Below are 15452 nucleotides of genomic sequence, written 5' to 3'. Positions count from 1 at the left end.
TATAAAAATTAACACATAAATAAAAATGAAAACTAAAAAGTTATTATTAACATTTGCCATCGCATTATTTGCTTTGATTTCAGGTTGCGCAACCGATGATTTCGTTGAAACAGTTGGCGTGTGTCCTGTAGTGGTTTCAACGATTCCGGCTCCTGGAGCAATTGGAGTTCCTTTGAACCAAATAATTTCAGTGACCTTCAATGAAGCGATGAATCCAGAAACGATTCAGACCTCCTTTACGGTTGAGAACGGAACACCTATTAGTGGAAAAATTACCTATTCCGGTAATGTCGCAACATTTACTCCAGGTGCTTTGCTTGCAGCAAATACAGTGTATACAGGAAGAGTAAAAACTTCTGCTAAAGATATCAATGGAAATGCGTTACAAGTTGAGTATGTTTGGAAATTTTCTACTGGTGTAGCACCTTTTGTTACGCTAACTGATCCAGCACCACTAGCTACTAATGTTCCTTTAAATAAAATAATTACTGCAACTTTTAACACGGCTATGGATCCGGCAACCTTGGTTGATCCGGCGACAACATTCACAGTAAAAGAAGGTTTAAATTCAATTGCAGGTGTAGTTACTTATTCAGGAACAATGGTTTCATTTAAACCAACGCTTTTATTATTACCTGGAAAAACATATACAGCTACTATATCAACCGCAGCTAAAAATGTTGCAGGTGTACCAATGGCAAGCAATTATACCTGGACATTTTCAACACCAATTGTACCTTTTGTAGTATCTACTGATCCTGCGCCACTTGCAATTGATGTTCAATTAAATAAAACGATTACAGCTACGTTTAATATAGCGATGGACCCTGCAACATTAGTAGATCCTGCTACAACATTCTCTGTAAAAGATCAATTAAATAATAACATTGTGGGTGTTGTTACTTATTCTGGATTAACGGCTTCATTTAATCCAAATCTGCCTTTATTATCTGCGAGAACATATACTTGCACGATAACTACTGCAGCTAAAAGTACATCAGGTATACCAATGGCAACTAATTATGTATGGACCTTTTCTACAGCCCTACCAGTTTCTGGTGGTACAATTCCGCCAGCCGCATCTGGTGTAACTATGGGAGCTTTCGGAGGAAATGCCGGAATTACCAATCAAGGTTTATTTACAAGAATTAACAATGGAGGAATTGGTACTACCGCTGCCGCATCTTTAATAACAGGTTTCACAGATCTAACTAATGGTGCTGTTTATACTGTTACACCTTTAAATAATGGACTCGTACAAGGTGGAATTACAGTTGGTTCAGCAGCAGCTCCTGAATTAGTTAAAGCTAATGCAGCTTATAATAGTATTTCTCCAGCTTCAAAACCAGGTGGTATTGATCCGGGTGCAGGTGAACTAGGTAGGTTAACTTTAGCCCCAGGTATTTATAAAGCTGCCAGTGGTACTTTTAAAATTACAAATGGGGATCTTACTTTAGATGCTCAAGGTGATCCTGATGCAGTTTGGATTTTCCAAACGGCTGCAGCATTAACAGTTGGAGATGCAGCACCAAGCAGTGTAAAACTGTTAAACGGAGCTCAAGCTAAAAATGTATATTGGTATGTAGGTAGTACAGCAGTAATTAACTACGCAGGTGGTGGAGTTATGGTTGGAACTATTATCGCTAATTCTGGAGTGACATTGTCTAATCCTGCAAACAGTACTAACGCTGTTCTTCAAACTGTGTTAAACGGTAAAGCGATATCCTTAGTTTCTTCAGTTACTATGGTAAATACAATTATTAACGTACAATAATTAAGTACGGGATAGTTGTAAAACCAAATAATTACATCCCGTCTTCGGGCGGGATTTATCTAAAAAATGAAATAATTAAAATATAAAAATGAAAGCAAAAAATAATAGTAACGTGGGATTATGCTTAGCATATTCTCCTAATAAACTAACTATCAAAAGTGTTGCAATAATTGCTTTATCATGGTTAAGTTTTCAAACTGCAGTTCAAGCGCAGGAAGCACAAGCAATTAAATACACAAAACCTTCTTGGTTTTTTGGAGTAGCTGGTGGTGCTAATTTTAATTTCTATCGCGGTTCCACTCAACAAATGAATGCTGATTTTAAATCGCCAGTTGCGTTTCACGATGGTTTTGGTACTGGACTTTATATTGCACCTCTTTTAGAATTTCACCGTCCTGAATCAAGATGGGGTTTTATGTTGCAAGCAGGATATGATAGCCGTAAAGGCAAGTTTGACCAAGTTGTTACTCCATGTGACTGCCCAGCAGATTTATCAACTAAACTGAGCTACGTTACCGTAGAGCCTAGTTTGCGTTTTGCGCCATTCAAAAATAATTTTTATTTATATGGAGGTCCGCGTTTGGCTTTCAACATGGATAAATCATTTACTTATCAGTTAGGTGTTAATCCAGCTATCCCTACTCAAGCAGCAAGTCCTGCAGTAAAAGGCGATTTTGATAATATTGACAAAACTCTTATTTCAATGCAAATTGGAGCAGGATATGATATTCCACTTTCATCAGATAACAACAAGACTCAATTTGTATTGTCTCCTTTTGTTTCTTTCCAACCTTATTTTGGTCAAAATCCACGTTCAACTGAAACATGGAATATAACTACTGTGAGAGCAGGTGTTGCACTTAAATTTGGACAAGGAACAAATATTCAAGAATCTACAGATTTAGTAAAGGATCGTGAAGTTCAATTTTCTGTTGATTCTCCAAAAAATGTTGCAGGAGAACAAAGAATGAGTGAAATATTGCCACTTAGAAACTACGTGTTTTTTAATATCGGATCAACTGAAATACCAAGTCGTTACGTTTTATTAAATAAAAATCAGGTTAAAGATTTTAAAGAAGACCAATTGGAAGTTTTTGCACCAAAAAATCTATCAGATCGCTCAAAGCGTCAGATGGTTGTTTATTATAATGTATTAAATATACTTGGTGATCGTATGCAAAAAAATCCTTCAGCAACTATAACTTTAGTTGGTTCATCTGAAAAAGGTACTGAAGATGGTCTAGCGATGTCAGAATCAATCAAAACCTATTTGGTAAATGTATTTGAAATAAACCCATCTAGAATAAGCACTAAAGGTCAAAGCAAACCAGCTGTTCCATCAGAACAGCCAGGCGCAACATTAGAACTTGAACTACTTCGTGAAGGAGATCGCAGAGTTACCATTGAAAGTAATTCTTCAAATTTATTGATGGAATTTCAAAGTGGTCCTGATGCACAATTGAAACCAGTAGTAATTATGCCTCTTCAAGAAGCGCCAGTTGAAAGTTACGTTACAATCAACAATAAGGGAGCTAAAGATGCATTGTCTACCTACTCTATTCAAATGACTGATGAACAAGGAAAAGTACAATCTTTTGGACCTTATACAGAAGACGTGGTAACTATTCCTGGAAAATCAATTTTAGGAAACAGAGCAGAAGGTGATTTCACTATGAAAATGGTAGGTCAAACCAAAAGTGGTAAAGTGATAGAAAAAGAAACTCCAGTTCATGTAGTTCTTTGGAAACCCGCTACAATTGAACAAGGAATTAGATATAGTATTCTTTATGAATTTAATAAAGCAAAAGCAATCACAATCTATGAAAAATACCTTACTGATGTGGTGACACCTAAAATCCCAGTTGGAGGAATGGTTATCATTCATGGTCATACTGATATTATTGGTGGAGAAGCATATAACCTAAATTTATCTGCAGCTCGTGCAAATGATGTTAAAACCATAATTGAAAGCGCTTTATCTAAAGCTGGCAGAAATGATGTGAAATTTGAAGTGAACGGATTTGGAGAAGATGAAAATAAATCTCCTTTTGAAAACAAAACTCCAGAAGAGCGTTTTTATAACCGTACAGTAGTTATTGATATAATCCCTGTAAAATAACAGTTTAACTATTTTTTACAGAACATATTTTTCAGAATGCAAAAAAGGATAGAAACTCAAAATTCTATCCTTTTTTTATGCAATATAAAATCATAACTAGTTACTATTAGGTAGATTAAAAGCGCTACTAAATCTATTACTGGTAAAAAAATAATAAATTAAAACAGTAAAATTTATTGAATAAAATTTGAAAGGTTAAAATTTAACAAAAAAATTACTATTTTTACTCTACACTTTTATTCAAATATGAACGCTAACGAGAAAATTTTAATTAAATTTTATACTGCTTTTGCAAATGCAGATGCTAAATCGATGTGCACCTGCTACCATCATGATATAAAGTTTCGAGACCCTGTCTTTGGTTTATTAAAGGGAAATGATGTATGCGACATGTGGAAAATGTTAATTAAGAATAATAAAGGAGAAATAAAAATCGAATTTGATGAAGTAAAAGCAACTGAATATCTTGGTTCCGCAAAGTGGGTTGCAACTTATAACTTCAGCAAAACCAATCGAAAAGTTGTGAATTTAATTAAGTCCGAATTTCAATTTAAAGATGGTTTAATAATTAAACATACCGATAATTTTGACATATGGAAATGGACCAAGCAAGCATTTGGAAGTACCGGTTATTTATTTGGATGGACTGGTTATTTTCAAAAAAAGATACAAGAACGAGCTCTATTGTCGTTGAAGAAATATAAAGAAACTAAAGATGCTCATTGAAACATTAAAAACTCTTTTTAACAGAGACTTAAATCAGTTAAAAAAGGAAATTGAGTTGTATCAGAATGAAACTGACATTTGGTGCGTCCAAAAAGGAATTTCAAATTCAGCCGGAAATTTGTGTTTGCACTTAATAGGAAATCTGAATACCTATATTGGAGCTGAATTTGGAAAAACAAACTATGTCAGAAACAGAGCACTTGAATTTTCGCTTAAAGATGTTCCAAAAGCTGAATTACTTAATAAAATTGAAGAAACTAAAACTATTGTTGACAACGCACTTCGTTCTTTAACGGATGAAATGCTACAAAATGAATATCCGCTTTTAGTCTTTGAAACAAAAATGACAACTGAATTCTTTTTGATTCATTTAACTACTCACCTTGCCTATCATCTTGGCCAAATAAATTATCACCGACGATTGTTGACGTCTTAAAATATCCCAACTATATATCTAAGGATAAATACGTCGATATAATTAATTATTAGTACTTTTAATACTCATTGTCATTTATACTGCAATGCATTAATTGATAGGTACGAAATAAAAGTTATATACGATAAAAGTATGATACCGTTTCCAAATATACCAACTCTAATTACTTCCAAAAAAACATTTTCTGTTTTAGAGATTCTTCAGTTAATTGTATTTGCGTCTATGCTCCTTTACTTTGGAAAAACACTTTTTATCCCTTTAAGTTTTTCATTGCTTAATAGCTTTATTCTTTATCCAGTTTGCAAATGGATGGAAACAAAAGGAATAAATAAAGGATTATCTATTAGTATTTCCTTGTTTTTTGTGACAATTCTTGCTGGTGCAATCATTTATCTACTTGTGGCACAATTGATGGAATTCTTCAATGAATGGCAATTATTAAAAAGTAAACTTATAGATGCGGTAACTCAAATTAGTATTTTTATAACGGAACGCTTTGGTATAAGCGACGAAAAACAAGCAGGATTTCTTAAAACTACCATCGATAATTCCGGATCCGAAGCTTTTTCATTGCTAAGAAATACCGCCTATTCCCTATCTGAATCCTTTTTTTATCTTTTAATGATTCCTGTTTTTTCAGCTCTTATACTATATCACCGTAAACTTCTATCGAAAGCGCTATATCATATTTTCCCAAAGGAGAAAAAAAATGTTATACATGAAATTTTGGTTGAAACTATTCACGCTTATTATAATTTTATCAAAGGGATGATAGTAGTGTATCTAATAGTTGGAATTTTAAACAGTGTAGGATTGGCAATCATTGGTATCCCACATCCTTTTCTATTCGGTTTTATCGCTTCGATACTGACATTTATACCCTATGTAGGGATTATGATATCGTCACTTTTACCAATCACAGTTTCTTGGATAACCTACAATTCTATTTGGTATCCTCTAGGAGTTATACTTGTATTTTCTATTGCACAAGTACTCGAAGCCTACATAATATTCCCTTTTGCCGTTGGAAGCCGGTTAAAAATAAATACACTTGTCATTATAATTATGATACTTGTAGGAGGCATTTTATGGGGTGCAGCAGGAATGATTCTTTTCATTCCGTTCATAAGCATCGTAAAATTGATTGCGGATCGTACCCCTAGTTTAAAAACGCTATCGGTACTACTGGGTGATGGAGAAGATACAAAAATCTAATTTAATACACTTTTTACAAATTGAAATCAAACGACCAATTCACCTCTTTTTCATACCACAATTGCCCCTTTGAAACTGCTAATGGGCAGTCAAAATTATTAGTATAAAGTGCTCCTGTCCCTAATCCTTGAGGCATCAAATTGTGCTGTAAAAAGGTCCACTGTGCAATAGCATTAAGACCAACATTACTCTCCAAAGCAGACGTAATCCACCAACCGATTTTATGCTTTTCAGCCAATGAAATCCATTCCTGAGTACCACGAAAACCGCCCACAAAACTAGGCTTTAAAATGATGTATTGGGGCTTTATTTTGACTAGCAATTCCTCTTTTTCTGACACTGTAAACACACCAATCAGCTCTTCGTCCAATGCAATTGGAAAAGGAGTGGTTTTGCACAGCTCTGCCATCCTGTCAGTATGGTTTTTTTGTATCGGTTGTTCAATGCTATGCATTTTAAATTCAGACAATTGATTCAATTTATCTAAAGCTGAATTTAAATCAAAAGCACCATTCGCATCGACCCTTATTTCGACTTGTTCGGGAGTGAAATGTTCCCGAATAAATCGTAATAATTGTAATTCTTTATCAAAATCTATCGCTCCTATTTTAAGTTTAATGCAATGAAAACCATCCGCTAGTTTTTCCTCGATTTGTTGCTTCATAAAAGCCTCAGTTCCCATCCAAACCAAACCATTAATTGGGATTGATTTTATGCCATTCGTAAAGTCCGAAGGAAACAACAAAAAAGGAGTTTCACTTGCCAAAGATTGAAAGGCCATTTCGATGCCAAATTGTATCGATGGAAACTCCAATAAAGACTCCCAAAGCACGTCTTTTCCTAAGTGAATATTAGCGCAAGTCCACTGCAATTTTTCTTCATAATCCGGTCGGTCATCGATACTCAATCCACGAAGAATTCCGCACTCGCCTATCCCTTTTTTATCCTGTTGTTCCAAAATAATAAACCAAGTTTCTTTTTCATTCATCACACCGCGAGAAGTTCCCGAAGGTCGTTTGAAATTAAGAATGTATTTGTGATAAGTTGCTTTCAAAAAGTTATGAATTATAAATTATGAATTCTTTTAATCTGGTAAACTTGTATCTAATTAATTTTTTCAAAAATTAAATGCCCTTAAATTACTTAAAAGGTAAAACAAATTAACCGCTTCTTTTAAACATAGAAGAGCTATAAGTTTTAAAAAAAGTCAAACTACTTTTCCATCAACTTCAAAACTCTTTTAAAATCATCATTCTGAATTCCTGATTTTTTGAATGTCTCAAAGTCTTGTCTTACTTTTTCAGCCCAGCTCAAACTATCCGTTACGTTTTGCGCTTGATATTCTTTGTAAATCGCTTTGGCAGATGAATAGTTTTTGTTTAATAAATAAGCATGCGCGAGATTCAGTTTTATCAATAATTCCGAATCATCAAGTTTCTCACCTTCTTTGAGGAATTTAATGGCTTTCCCGTATTGTTTCGTTAGAATGTAACTGTTTCCTATTGCATTATAATCCAAAGCAGTTGCTTTCCCGTCATTAATTATTGTGTTTAATTTCGCTATAGCTGCTCCATACAACCCTTGTTTTGTCAAATCAGTAGCTTGTTTACGCAAACTGCTGTAAACAACATTAGAAGCGCCAGTTTCATCAAAACATTTTTTTCCAAAATCTTTAAAAGCTTTGGAACGCTCGATGGCTAATAATTTTTGAAATTCCTTAAACTTATATTTTGTCTGTATTTTATCCAAAATACAAACACAGAAATCATCTGAATTGGTCATTTTTTGAGCCAAATTCGATGTCTTACATTGATCAATAATAGTCTTTTTGTTTTCAGCACTCCAACCTCGACTGAGTTTAAGGTCAACCCAAGGCACTACTTCAAGAATGATTTTCTGATTCATGATCCAATTCTTGCTTTCGAAACCAAACCATAAATTTCCAGAATTCGATTTCATACAAGCCGATTTCTCTGTAGAAAGTCGTTTAGCATCTTTACTAACTGGTGTATCCTGAACTAAACACGCGTCAGTCGTTTTTCCATCTTTTTTATATTTGGAAGCTAATTCTTCTTTTGAAAAAATTGCATATTTGCATTTATCATCTCCTGAGATTTTAGATAGTATAAAAACGGCTCCGGCAGAACCTTGGCTGATACCTGTTGGATCCGGAATAGCTTTTAATACCGAAACCAAACTACCCGCCATTTGTTGGTTCTGATCCAAAAGTGTGATTCTGTACACCACTTCTGTAGTTCCAACAGGGAAATCTTGGGTTTTAATCACAATTATGTTTCTTGCTGAAACAGAAATTTCTTCGGTAGTGGTACGATCTTTATCCCAATAGCCGTCTTTTTGTGAAAAAGCGGACTGAAATACAAACGTTGTAAATAGTAGAAAAAAAACTTTTTTAATATTCATGTTCTTGATTAACGTGGTTTCATAGCCCAGATAGCAGTGGAAATCCTTTTTATTTTTTCTTTAAAAATAAAAAGATTGCAACGGATAGCTGGAATAGCTCCATATTACTAAATTGTTGTCGAAAATAAAATTACAAGTCTATAGAACTTCCTATTTCCAATAGCATTAAATCTTTTCCTTTATCGAAGAATTTACGAATCGCAGCCTCATGATCGATTTCTATATAACCGAAAGTGTCGTAATGGTAGCCTAAAATCTTGTCACAAATCACAAAATCAGACGCAATAATAGCGTCTTCAACATTCATCGTAAAATTATCACCGATAGGCAGAACAGCCAAATCAAGTTTGGTACGCATTGGAATGAGTTTCATATCCATAGTCAGCGCTGTATCGCCAGCAATATAGATATTTTTATGTTCACCTTCAATTACAAAACCGCCAGGATTTCCGCCATAACTGCCATCAGGAAATGAACTGGAATGAATTGCATTTACATATTTTACTTTTCCAAAGTCGAAATTCCAGCTTCCTCCATGATTCATGGGATGGGATTGAAATCCTTTTTTGGAATAATGTCCTGCTATCTCGGCATTGGATACAATTACCGCATTTGTCCTGCGGGCAATGGCTTCGACATCCAGAATATGGTCGCCGTGTGCATGCGTTAGCAAAATAAAATCGGCTTTTAAAGTGTTGATATCGATATGTGCTGCTTTTGGATTAGCAGAAATATAAGGATCGACCAAAATGTGTTTCCCACTTACCTCGATTCCCAAAGAGGCATGACCGTAAAATGTTATTTTCATGAATATAAGTTTTTGAAATTGAAATTGACTTTTGGAATTGAAATTAACTTTTGACTAAGAATTATTAACAATCAAATCAGAAAAAAAGAAAATCATACACAAGGCCAATAACACCGAAAGTGCAAAAGTGCTTAAAGCTAATTTTTTTAATTCAGGATCTAATGCTCTAGCATCTTGGTTTTTATAAACCGTTATTAAATGCTTGGTTAAAGGAATGTATGCCAATAAATATATATATTGATCAAAATGAAAATGACTTAGTAATGAGAAAACAACTATCAAAACCATTGCAGTGATTATCAGGAAATAATGGTATTTTTTAGCTTTGGCTCCGCCAACTTTTACGACGATTGTGTTTTTGTTTGATTTCCTGTCCGAAGCTTCATCTCTCATATTGTTCAAATTCAAAACTCCCGTACTCAATAATCCGATGGCGCTTGCGGGTAAAAACAACACAAAATCCAGTTGTTTTGAATATAGAAAATTCACGCCTAAAGTACTCACTAAACCAAAAAACACAAAGACAAACAGATCTCCAAACCCACGATATCCATAAGCCGTATTCCCAACCGTATATCTAATTGCCGAAACAATAGATAATATTCCTAAAACTAAAAAAAATAAAGAATACCAGATATTTGTATCTGCAAACGCATAATAAATCAATAAAATGGCAGCGAGTAACGTCAATAATGAGGTGATTATTATTGCACGTTTCATGGCTTCAGGCGAAATTACACCGCTTTGTATGGCGCGTTTTGGCCCTACTCGATCTTCATTATCAGTTCCTTTCATACCATCGCCATAATCATTGGCAAAATTAGAAAGTATTTGAAGTCCAAGTGTAGTCAAAATGGCAAAACCAAAGATCCTCCAATTGAAGACTTCTGTCGGAGTGAGTATATTATCTGTTGGGTTTGCCAATGCATACATGCTTCCCACTATAATTCCGGATACTGATAATGGTAATGTTCGCAATCGTGCGGCTTGAATCCAGTGTTTCATTTTATTTTGTTTTAAAATATGTTTTTTACCACGAAGGCGCTAAGTTTTTATACGTTTTTTTTTGCCACGAAGGCGCTAAGGCACAGAGTTTCTCTTTGATGTCTGCAAGACTGTAAACTGCGACTATAAACTGTTTTAAAAAAATTACATCCAGTTGCTATTGGACGTTTCTATTTCGTACAACCAAAGGTTGACATATTTTTTAATTGTTGCAAAATTACCCAATTGAAAAGCAATTGTACCACCTGCAGTATGTAAAGTTAGGGAGCCTATGTTTAAATTTTTATGCCAAAAAAGTTGCGAGGTCGTAATCGCCTGAATTTTACTTAGTTCTATGATTTCATCGCTAATGTCCCAGGCGCCACTTTGCTTGATTATAAAATGATCATTTATAAAAAGTCTGTTGTTTTTGAATCTAAAAAACTGAATTAATCCAACCAATACAACATAAACCAGTACCAAATAATCTATTGAAGGCGCTTGCAAAATAACATAATCCCGCAAAAAATAAAATCCAATCAAAGGTAATCCTATTGACAAAAAAAGTGCAAAGCCTAGCTTACGAAAATTAGGTTTTAACACCACTCCTTTTGTGGGTATTTTTTCAAACAACAATTTTAGTATTGCATTACTTTCGGATTCGCTACAACCAGGAATTTCGATTGCTGATTTTCGTTCTTCCCTTTCGCCGCTTGTGGCTTGCCTGATTTTTAGTTCCAGAATATTCATTTTCTTTTGGAAATAATTTCTCGTAACTGTAGTAATCTGGACTTTTTCCGGTTTTATAATAGTGCTTTTTGTATTTAATAATCCAAAAGAAAGCAGCAGTGACCCTTTTTGTCTGGTGATTTTATAATCAAAATATCTAAAAATAATCCGAACCAAATTTATGATTAATACAGTCGCCAGCAACAATAGAATAAGAATTAGAACCGTTTGAATGATAAAATTCTTATCAATATAATTATCAATATTTTTGTCTTGCCAAACATCTCTTCCAGTAATTTTTTGAATATAATCCGAAACTGTGATAAAAAACACCAGTAATAACGAAATACTTCGTCCGTAATTAGAAGTAATTCCAACTTTCAATAAGCTTAAAAAGCTTATTTTTATAAGAGGATGTTCCGCTTCGAGTGGCTGTTCTTTTGATGTTTCTAATTCTAATTCTGTAGTTTCACTATCAACCTTTTTTACTTCATTTTCTAATAAACGAGATTTTAGTTCCAAAGCCAATTCATGAGAAATCGCTTTAATTGCGCCTTCTTTTTTATTGGTTCCGGCTGTATCTACATCAAGTTCGTAAACACCAATTAACCGTTGGATGAAGGACTGATTTATATTTACTTGTTGGATTTTATGAAGTTGGATTGCCGTTTTAGTTTTATTGAACACACCTTCGGTAATTATAAATTCGCCATTTTCGGTATCTAAAAAGAAAGTAAAATTCAAATATTTCAAATAAGACACAACTGCAATACTAATAAAAGTAATAATCGTACCTAGTAGTAGATACACTTTATTAACTTCATCAAACTTGAATAGCCAAATTACAATAATTGGCCATAAGGCTCTTGCATATTGTTGAAGTGTATAAAAAAACATGACCAAAATCCCAACAACAGATTGTCTTTGTGGCTGACTAAAATCGGTACTCATTAAAGTTGCTTTTGTATTTTACCCATCAATAACTGTTTGATTTTTTCAGCTTGTTCTTTTTCGATTCCTGGGATTTCAATATCACTGGAACTTCCTCCGGCGGTAAAGATTTCAATTTTGGCTAAGCCAAAGTAACGTGAAACCAATCCTTCATGCAAAGCCACATGTTGTATTCTGTTATAGGGAATCACAATGGTATTTGTTGCGATAATACCATGCCTAAAAAGCACATCGTGGTTTCTAAAAGCAAAACCCTTTTTGCGGAAAGCGATACGGGAAAACAATAAAATCAAACCTATTATTACAATCGTCATAATGATAAATGGCAATTCAAAACCAGATAATTCTTCGATAAAAATTAACCCAGAGGTTAGTCCTAAAGATAAAAACAAAATTAAAATTATACAATTTATCATCGTCACTTTCCAATAATTAGGATGCAAAGCCGTAAATTGAACTTCCTCAAATTTCGGAAGTTGACTGGTATCTATGGTTTCGTTTGTAAAATTTTCCATTTCTATTTTTTTATGCCACGGAGGCACTGAGGGACAAGGTTTTTATTTGATTCTGTTGAACCTGAAAACTGATTTCTGAAAACTGACCACTTCCTTAAGGCAACCACTTTTTCTCAAAATTCGGTTTTCTTTTCTCCAAAAATGCATTTCTGCCTTCCTTGGCTTCTTCCGTCATATAGGCAAGTCGAGTCGCTTCGCCGGCAAAAACCTGTTGACCCACCATACCATCATCGGTAAGATTCATTGCGAATTTTAGCATTTTAATAGCCATTGGCGATTTTTGCAAAATTTCCTGTGCCCATTCGAAAGCGGTATTTTCTAATTCAGCGTGCGGAATCACAGCATTTACCATTCCCATATCCATCGCCTCTTGAGCCGAATAATTGCGTCCCAAGAAGAAAATTTCTCTTGCTTTTTTCTGTCCCACCATTTTGGCTAAATAAGCAGATCCGTAACCTCCATCGAAACTCGTAACATCTGCATCGGTTTGTTTGAAAATGGCATGTTCTTTACTCGCCAAAGTCAAATCGCATACTACGTGCAAACTATGTCCGCCACCCACAGCCCAACCTGGAACTACGGCAATGACCACTTTTGGCATAAAACGAATTAATCGTTGTACTTCTAAAATATTCAACCGATGTTGCCCGTCTTCACCCACATATCCTTGATGCCCGCGTGCGTTTTGATCGCCACCGCTACAAAAAGAGTATACTCCATCTTTAGACGAAGGTCCTTCGGCAGACAATAAAACCACACCAATCGATGTATCTTCCTGAGCATCGTAAAAAGCACTATATAGTTCCGCGGTTGTTTTTGGACGAAAAGCATTGCGCACATCTGGCCTGTTGAAAGCTATTCTAGCAACGCCATTGCATTTTTTATAGGTGATATCTTCGTATTCTTTGACAGTGATCCAATCCATTTCAATCAATTTAAATTATTTAGCGTAAAATTAAATTATTTTTTGCATTATATCTATTCTATTTCGGATAAGGTCATGGTAATCATTCTCTGATGAAAAGCGACTAAAATGTTAAAAAATCAAAATAATAGCTAGCCAAATTAGTCGCTAATTAAAATAATTATTAATTTTAATCATTGCTAATCAATGTTGTACGGATTATTTTAGTTTGATTTAGCATTTTTTTTCACTGAATTATTAACCTAAAAAACGACTTTTTGAACACAATTAAAAATTTTGTCGCTCCTTTTTCTACGGTAATAACTTATAAAAATATTTTAAAAACCTCGACAAACGAGCAATTTAGAAAACCATTTTCCCCAATAGCAAACAAATAGAAATTTACTCCTACGGTTAAAACACAGATTACCTTTCTCGCTCATCACTAAAGTTGAGCACCGACAAAATTGTTACGAGAAATAATCTTTTGAAAGATACAAAACCAACGGCTTTAATGTAAAATTGAATATATGCTACAAAGTAAATGTTTGGACATTTAAAGACAAACCCAAATTTATTAAAGCAAATAGAACTTTATTCAATATTTTAAAAAATAGCACTCAACATACTATTTAAGAATACAAGTGAACAGATCCTTTAATAATGAAATTTAGATTATTTTATTATTGTTTTAAATTTTTGAAACAATAGTAAAAAGAGAAAGACTAACCGTTTTCGATTAGTCTTTCTTTTTTTTATTCCTTAATTAAGTAGATTCCGTCTTCCTTAATCTCGATTAATTTCTCCCTGTACAAAGCGCCTATAGCCTTCTTGAAAGTTTTCTTACTCATTTTGAGAACCGTTTTAATGTCTTCAGGATGTGAATTATCCGTTAAACGCAAGAAACCTCTACTGGCTCGCAATTCATCCAGAATTTTCTCTGCGTTAGGTTCGATACTTTGATACCCTTGAACCTGTAATGCCACATCAATTTTATTATCAGGACGAATCGTTTTGATATAACCTCGCATTCTATCACCGGTACGAATCGCATCATCATAAACTTCATCTTTATACAACAATCCTTTGTGCTTCTCGTTGATGATAACGTTAATACCTATTTCAGTAATATGCGAAACAATCAAATCAACCTCTTCTCCTTTTTCAACAGTCAGCTCTTCATTTTTAAGAAATTGATTGGTTTTACTTGAAGCTACCAGTCGATTGGTTTTTTCATCCATATAAAGGTAAACCAAATAACGTTTTCCCTTTTCCATAGGACGCGCCTGTTCTTTAAACGGCACCAGAATGTCTTTTTCCATTCCCCAATCCATAAAAGCACCAATTTGATTGATATAATTCACACGTAAAAGTGCAAATTCATTCAACAATATATATGGTTCTAGAGTTGTAGCAACTGGTCTTTCTTCGTGATCCAAATACACAAAAACAATAAGCTCCTCGCCTATTTCAAATTCGTTTGGCACGTATTTATTGGGTAAAAGTATGTCGTGAATTCCTTCAGAATCCGTTTCTGGTGTACCCAAAAACAATCCAACTTTAGTGTCACGTAATATGGTTAATGTATTGTATTTTCCTATTTCAATCATTTTCTTCTAATTTCTAAGGTGCAAAGGTACGAAGTTTGAAAATAGTAAATTAAGAAACGTTCCACAAAAAAATAAAGCTTAAATCCGCCTAATTATTCTTTCTTAGGAGCACAAATTCCCGTTATTTTTCACGAGTTGTCCCGCTCTCCGCAGTATCTTTTGCATTTGCAAAAAGGCAAACACAAAAGGATACTCGCTCCCATCGGGGCTAGATTAGAACGTTTTGTTTTTTTAGAATGATGAACTTTGAAAATATTGAA

At 34.2% G+C, this 15452-nt stretch carries 13 protein-coding genes; 5 read left to right on the top strand and 8 right to left on the bottom strand.

Annotation, left to right across the window (positions count from 1 at the left end; all coding sequences use genetic code 11):
• Positions 1–25 precede the first annotated feature (25 nt).
• From IWX84_RS12025 to IWX84_RS12005, 5 genes are all read left to right on the top strand, one after another.
• Positions 26–1774 (top strand): Ig-like domain-containing protein, encoded by a 1749-nt coding sequence (locus tag IWX84_RS12025; RefSeq protein ID WP_196851001.1) that lies wholly within the window; start codon positions 26–28, stop codon positions 1772–1774.
• Between the two features lie 88 nt (positions 1775–1862).
• Positions 1863–3893, top strand: a complete 2031-nt coding sequence (locus tag IWX84_RS12020) for an OmpA family protein (protein WP_196851000.1) — start codon at positions 1863–1865, stop codon at positions 3891–3893.
• A 246-nt stretch (positions 3894–4139) separates the two neighbouring features.
• Complete coding sequence (locus IWX84_RS12015) at positions 4140–4619, top strand: nuclear transport factor 2 family protein (protein ID WP_196850999.1); 480 nt, start codon at positions 4140–4142, stop codon at positions 4617–4619.
• Positions 4609–5055, top strand: coding sequence for a DinB family protein (locus IWX84_RS12010; RefSeq protein WP_196850998.1), 447 nt, complete (start codon positions 4609–4611; stop codon positions 5053–5055). The genes IWX84_RS12015 and IWX84_RS12010 overlap by 11 nt, the downstream gene beginning before the upstream one ends.
• 132 nt (positions 5056–5187) lie before the next feature.
• Positions 5188–6270 carry an AI-2E family transporter gene (locus IWX84_RS12005; RefSeq protein ID WP_196850997.1) on the top strand — a complete coding sequence of 361 codons (1083 nt, stop codon included), beginning with the start codon at positions 5188–5190 and terminating at the stop codon, positions 6268–6270.
• A gap of 13 nt (positions 6271–6283) precedes the next feature.
• Here the strand turns inward: IWX84_RS12005 and IWX84_RS12000 are convergent, their stop codons facing one another.
• The 8 genes from IWX84_RS12000 to IWX84_RS11965 form a co-directional block, all read right to left on the bottom strand.
• A complete protein-coding gene (locus IWX84_RS12000) occupies positions 6284–7324 on the bottom strand; it encodes an o-succinylbenzoate synthase (RefSeq protein ID WP_196850996.1) in 1041 nt (346 codons plus the stop codon).
• Positions 7325–7482: 158 nt separating this feature from the next.
• The gene (locus IWX84_RS11995) at positions 7483–8691 is read right to left on the bottom strand and encodes a tetratricopeptide repeat protein (RefSeq protein ID WP_196850995.1); all 1209 of its coding nucleotides are present in this window, start codon (positions 8689–8691) and stop codon (positions 7483–7485) included.
• Positions 8692–8821: 130 nt separating this feature from the next.
• Positions 8822–9499 (bottom strand): metal-dependent hydrolase, encoded by a 678-nt coding sequence (locus IWX84_RS11990; protein WP_196850994.1) that lies wholly within the window; start codon positions 9497–9499, stop codon positions 8822–8824.
• A gap of 54 nt (positions 9500–9553) precedes the next feature.
• Positions 9554–10504 carry a 1,4-dihydroxy-2-naphthoate octaprenyltransferase gene (gene menA, locus IWX84_RS11985; RefSeq protein ID WP_196850993.1) on the bottom strand — a complete coding sequence of 317 codons (951 nt, stop codon included), beginning with the start codon at positions 10502–10504 and terminating at the stop codon, positions 9554–9556.
• 144 nt (positions 10505–10648) lie between these two features.
• A complete protein-coding gene (locus IWX84_RS11980; RefSeq protein ID WP_196850992.1) occupies positions 10649–12163 on the bottom strand; it encodes a PH domain-containing protein in 1515 nt (504 codons plus the stop codon).
• On the bottom strand, positions 12163–12678 hold the full coding sequence (locus tag IWX84_RS11975; RefSeq protein ID WP_196850991.1) for a PH domain-containing protein: 516 nt from the start codon (positions 12676–12678) through the stop codon (positions 12163–12165). Before IWX84_RS11975 ends, IWX84_RS11980 begins: the two co-directional genes overlap by 1 nt.
• A gap of 94 nt (positions 12679–12772) precedes the next feature.
• Positions 12773–13603 (bottom strand): 1,4-dihydroxy-2-naphthoyl-CoA synthase, encoded by an 831-nt coding sequence (locus IWX84_RS11970; protein ID WP_196850990.1) that lies wholly within the window; start codon positions 13601–13603, stop codon positions 12773–12775.
• A 734-nt stretch (positions 13604–14337) separates the two neighbouring features.
• The gene (locus IWX84_RS11965) at positions 14338–15192 is read right to left on the bottom strand and encodes a S1 RNA-binding domain-containing protein (protein WP_196850989.1); all 855 of its coding nucleotides are present in this window, start codon (positions 15190–15192) and stop codon (positions 14338–14340) included.
• Between the last annotated feature and the right edge of the window lie 260 nt (positions 15193–15452).

This window comes from Flavobacterium sp. CG_9.10 (assembly GCF_015752245.1).
GTDB lineage: Bacteria > Bacteroidota > Bacteroidia > Flavobacteriales > Flavobacteriaceae > Flavobacterium.
Note: the sequence above shows the minus strand (reverse complement) of the source record. Positions and strands in the feature narration are given on the sequence as shown.

What these genes read in the sequence shown, in the direction of transcription:
- IWX84_RS11980 (WP_196850992.1), bottom strand. Translation starts at nt 12,163, where the DNA reads ATGAGTACCGATTTTAGTCAGCCACAAAGACAATCTGTTGTTGGGATT.
- IWX84_RS12005 (WP_196850997.1), top strand. Translation starts at nt 5,188, where the DNA reads ATGATACCGTTTCCAAATATACCAACTCTAATTACTTCCAAAAAAACA.
- IWX84_RS11990 (WP_196850994.1), bottom strand. Translation starts at nt 9,499, where the DNA reads ATGAAAATAACATTTTACGGTCATGCCTCTTTGGGAATCGAGGTAAGT.
- IWX84_RS12020 (WP_196851000.1), top strand. Translation starts at nt 1,863, where the DNA reads ATGAAAGCAAAAAATAATAGTAACGTGGGATTATGCTTAGCATATTCT.
- IWX84_RS12010 (WP_196850998.1), top strand. Translation starts at nt 4,609, where the DNA reads ATGCTCATTGAAACATTAAAAACTCTTTTTAACAGAGACTTAAATCAG.
- IWX84_RS11995 (WP_196850995.1), bottom strand. Translation starts at nt 8,691, where the DNA reads ATGAATATTAAAAAAGTTTTTTTTCTACTATTTACAACGTTTGTATTT.
- IWX84_RS11965 (WP_196850989.1), bottom strand. Translation starts at nt 15,192, where the DNA reads ATGATTGAAATAGGAAAATACAATACATTAACCATATTACGTGACACT.
- IWX84_RS12015 (WP_196850999.1), top strand. Translation starts at nt 4,140, where the DNA reads ATGAACGCTAACGAGAAAATTTTAATTAAATTTTATACTGCTTTTGCA.
- IWX84_RS11970 (WP_196850990.1), bottom strand. Translation starts at nt 13,603, where the DNA reads ATGGATTGGATCACTGTCAAAGAATACGAAGATATCACCTATAAAAAA.
- menA (WP_196850993.1), bottom strand. Translation starts at nt 10,504, where the DNA reads ATGAAACACTGGATTCAAGCCGCACGATTGCGAACATTACCATTATCA.
- IWX84_RS11975 (WP_196850991.1), bottom strand. Translation starts at nt 12,678, where the DNA reads ATGGAAAATTTTACAAACGAAACCATAGATACCAGTCAACTTCCGAAA.
- IWX84_RS12025 (WP_196851001.1), top strand. Translation starts at nt 26, where the DNA reads ATGAAAACTAAAAAGTTATTATTAACATTTGCCATCGCATTATTTGCT.